This is a genomic window from Vibrio sp. V42_P2S4T144 (genome assembly GCF_009904715.1).
Lineage (GTDB): Bacteria > Pseudomonadota > Gammaproteobacteria > Enterobacterales > Vibrionaceae > Vibrio > Vibrio alginolyticus.
This window is the reverse complement of sequence record NZ_WXWS01000438.1, coordinates 1-3,353: the sequence shown is the minus strand read 5'-3', so window position 1 is coordinate 3,353 and position 3,353 is coordinate 1. Positions and strand designations below refer to the sequence as shown.

The window sequence follows — 3,353 nt, the reverse complement described above, 5'->3', positions numbered from 1 at the left end:
GTATTTAGCAAATTGATAGGACAGGCGGTTAACACAAGCATGCATTTAGCTCAGTTATTGGTTGAGATAAGAACAACATATAGCAGCTATATCTCTGATTGAATTTTGCACTTATCAGTCAAATTATCAGCAAATACACACTGAATAGAAATGAGAGAGGAAGAATAAAAATGCAGCCTTCCAAACAGAAAGGCTGCAACAAAATCGTGTCAAAAATGGAAGGAACAATGTACTTAGAACAACGTACTTAAATGTTCGACACGTAACTTGGAAAATCAACCTGCTCCCACAGTTGTCTGGATAACTCTGCTTTTGAATCCCATGCACCTTGCAGTACCCAATGAACAATAGCCTGAGCAACATCTGGGTATTTCACACTTTCGGCTTGTTGCTCCTTTAGCCACTGGCGTACTGCGGAAATGTCTAAGCTCTCCATCGACATCGCAAGCCCTAAATCTTCTAAGGTCGCAACATTGCTCTGCTGCTCGAATTGACCCGAGAGTGGCTTTAGTAACAATTTTTTCCCCAAAGACAAGGCTTCTGAAGGAAGCTCAAACCCACCATTAGCAATGACACCACTACAGCGATGCAAATGATGCTGGAAGTTGCTGTGGCATAAAGGGCGCAGTTCTATGTTTTCCACCTGCTCACATTCGATCACATCCGGGTGATAACAGATAAACGCTTGCTGATTAAAGTGGAACAATAAATCCGAGATATCTTCAATCGATTCGAACGGTAGATACACCAACACGAAGTCGTCGTTTTCTGCTTGGCTATCGACGGTATGCACTATTGGTGGTAACAAAGGTTGATCAAAATGATGCCAATGCAAACCAAGGTGGTGCTGAGAGGGAGCAAAGTATTCAATGACGGATTTATCTAACCAACTTGCTCCCTTTAGTGGCACTGGATAACGGAAAGCATTTTGGTGGCTGATACCAATAGAAGGCTTATTTTGTTGTCTCGCTGCCCACGCAGTCACAGGTTCGAAATCATTAATGATAAGATCGTAGGACGACAGATCGAGTTGCTTAACTTCTTTGAAAAACTGCACCAAATTGTTATTCAATGCTGTTTTCGCGTAGTTTACAGAGCCTTTTTCGGTAATAAAGGTGAAGCCTCGACGAGTCTGGTAATCGCCAAATGCTTCCATTGAAAAGTATTTTTCCGGCGCTCGCCCAGAAAACAAAAAGTCGACCTCAACATCGTGCTCTTTAAACGCATGACTCATCGCCCTTGCGCGTGCAATATGTCCGTTTCCTGTCCCTTGAACACCGTACAAGATTTTCATCAATTAGCCTCCCAACATCGCAATCGCTAATCCACCACAAAGACTGCCAAGCAGTGCACCAATGATGACATCGGTAAAAAAGTGCACACCCAATAAGATTCGCGCGGTTCCGATTAAACTTGCCCAAAAGAATGCAGCAACGCCTAGGCTCGGATAGAAATGGTCAATCAGCGTCGCCATGACAAACGCAGCGGCAGTGTGTCCTGAAGGAAGACTGTAGCGATCAGAGGGTGTAATAAAAGCAGGAAGGAGTGCATTAAGCTCTTCAGGGCGACGACGCTTAAAACTATTTTTCAGCGTCCAATAAATTGGTAGCTCGATAGCAAAAGCAAGTAAACCCGCCAGTAAAAACCAGACTCCTTGCTCCTTATCTAAATACCAAGCTAATAACCCCAACACCAAGTAAAGATGCCCGTCACCACTGTGGGAAACTCCTTTACTGATATTGGCGACTTGTTGATTAAAACGGTGCTTAAGACAAACACTAGAGAGCGCTAAATCAAACTTAGCAATGGTTGCAATTGGCTGTGTAATTGTCTCTATGGTTCGCATGTGACCTTTCCTTACTTTGACAACGCCTTTCTGTGAAAAGTAGGAGGTTTAGGTGACAACAGCATGACGGGAGTTTGGACAATTAATGACAAAGGCCAAATTAAGGTGCGCCCAACAATTTATCTATTGGGCATAACCATAAAAATAGAACATTAAGAAGGGTTTGATAGTTGCGGTTGAGGGGTGTCTATATACCAGACTTTTCTCTTCTTGCGGCAGGCGCGCAAAGAGCCCGTCGTCATGTCGCCATCTTTTGTAAGCTCATAGCTCAGTGAGCGGCAAGTATAGTTTCCCGACAGTTCATGCTCTATACTCGTTTGCTCCGTTTTACTCGAGTTAGGCTCTAGTAAAGGGTTAGGCTGTGTAGATAAAATGTCACGATTTATCACATTGCTGCGCGCATAATCCTTATGGACATAACCTTTTATCACTCCTTTCTGTTCAACGAGAAACCAAGGTTGATCAACTACTTTTGCTAGCACATTAAAGACTTCCCCTTTCGATAATACGCCAAGCTTTTCCCCTTCAAGACTCGGTTTGGAGCGTAGGTTTAATGTGGTCTTAGAGCGGTAAGAAACATCCATAAACTCTACTGGGTTTGAAGTATCGACACCTTCAGTGGTTGGTCGGAAAACTTCCGCTTGCTGTTTCTCACTAGGTTGAACGCGGATCTTCCACCAAGAATACGTTTCCGGATCTTTACCTTTAAACTTATTTCGGCTGTCAGACTCAAGGGCAACAAGCATCTGATTCAAGAACGATTCGCGTCCTTCATAACTCAAAAATCGATCCATTTGATCATTAATGACCATGACGCTCTGTGAGTGATCATTCATAACAACGGGGGAAGCCACTTCCACATAGGTCTGCGATTGAAACAGCTGACAACCCGACAAGCTGACCAGAGTAAATACTATAGCTGAACGTCCAAATTGTTTTGTTAACCTCATTCTTTCCCTAACCCTTATATTTCTTTTACCTAGTGCAACTGCACTACTATAAATGGTCATTCAAAACTTTTGCCAAACAATTCGGACCTTTGTGTGACAAGTCGCAATCCCGATGCTTGTTTTGGTAATGAAACGTCGCAAACTTGATGAGAACTTACTTCTTCTAGCACGTTTCTATCGCATCATGTCGTTTCACTTAGTGCATCATTTTTTTCAAGCAAACGAAAAGACTCATCCGATATGAATAAAAAATCGACTTTAGGGTTGACGCGCTTCATGGAGTGCGGTACTAATTTGTTAACTTAATTATGTGGAAAGCTTAACAACTATGTCAGCTCATTTTTCTATCCTGCTTAGCCTCCTCCTGATCGTGACCAGTTCGCGCGGGTAGGCTGTGGAAGAAAAATAACCACACCAATTTCTAAGAACCCGCATGAGAATGCGGGTTTTTTTATATCTAAATACTGGAAGTAAACGATTCACTTGCGCGAAAGTGCAGAAATCAGGAAGGAAGCAAACATGAACGATCAGGTCATTATATTCGACACCACATTGCG

General features: G+C 42.9%; 4 protein-coding genes. All 4 read right to left on the bottom strand.

From position 1 onward, the window contains the following. Positions 1 to 247 precede the first annotated feature (247 nt). Positions 248 to 1,294 carry an MJ1255/VC2487 family glycosyltransferase gene (locus CAG68_RS14685; RefSeq protein ID WP_086046511.1) on the bottom strand — a complete coding sequence of 349 codons (1,047 nt, stop codon included), beginning with the start codon at positions 1,292 to 1,294 and terminating at the stop codon, positions 248 to 250. Between the two features lie 3 nt (positions 1,295 to 1,297). Beyond that, a complete protein-coding gene (locus tag CAG68_RS14680) occupies positions 1,298 to 1,846 on the bottom strand; it encodes a phosphatase PAP2 family protein (RefSeq protein ID WP_033906038.1) in 549 nt (182 codons plus the stop codon). A 152-nt stretch (positions 1,847 to 1,998) separates the two neighbouring features. Then, the gene (locus CAG68_RS14675; RefSeq protein WP_025998525.1) at positions 1,999 to 2,796 is read right to left on the bottom strand and encodes an SH3 domain-containing protein; all 798 of its coding nucleotides are present in this window, start codon (positions 2,794 to 2,796) and stop codon (positions 1,999 to 2,001) included. Between the two features lie 336 nt (positions 2,797 to 3,132). Next, on the bottom strand, positions 3,133 to 3,353 hold a 221-nt coding region (locus CAG68_RS22380; RefSeq protein ID WP_237667881.1), incomplete at its 5' end, for a hypothetical protein.

Bases quoted from the DNA above. Each gene is read 5' to 3' on its own strand.
- CAG68_RS14685 (WP_086046511.1), bottom strand. From the start codon at position 1,294: ATGAAAATCTTGTACGGTGTTCAAGGGACAGGAAACGGACATATTGCA.
- CAG68_RS14680 (WP_033906038.1), bottom strand. From the start codon at position 1,846: ATGCGAACCATAGAGACAATTACACAGCCAATTGCAACCATTGCTAAG.
- CAG68_RS14675 (WP_025998525.1), bottom strand. From the start codon at position 2,796: ATGAGGTTAACAAAACAATTTGGACGTTCAGCTATAGTATTTACTCTG.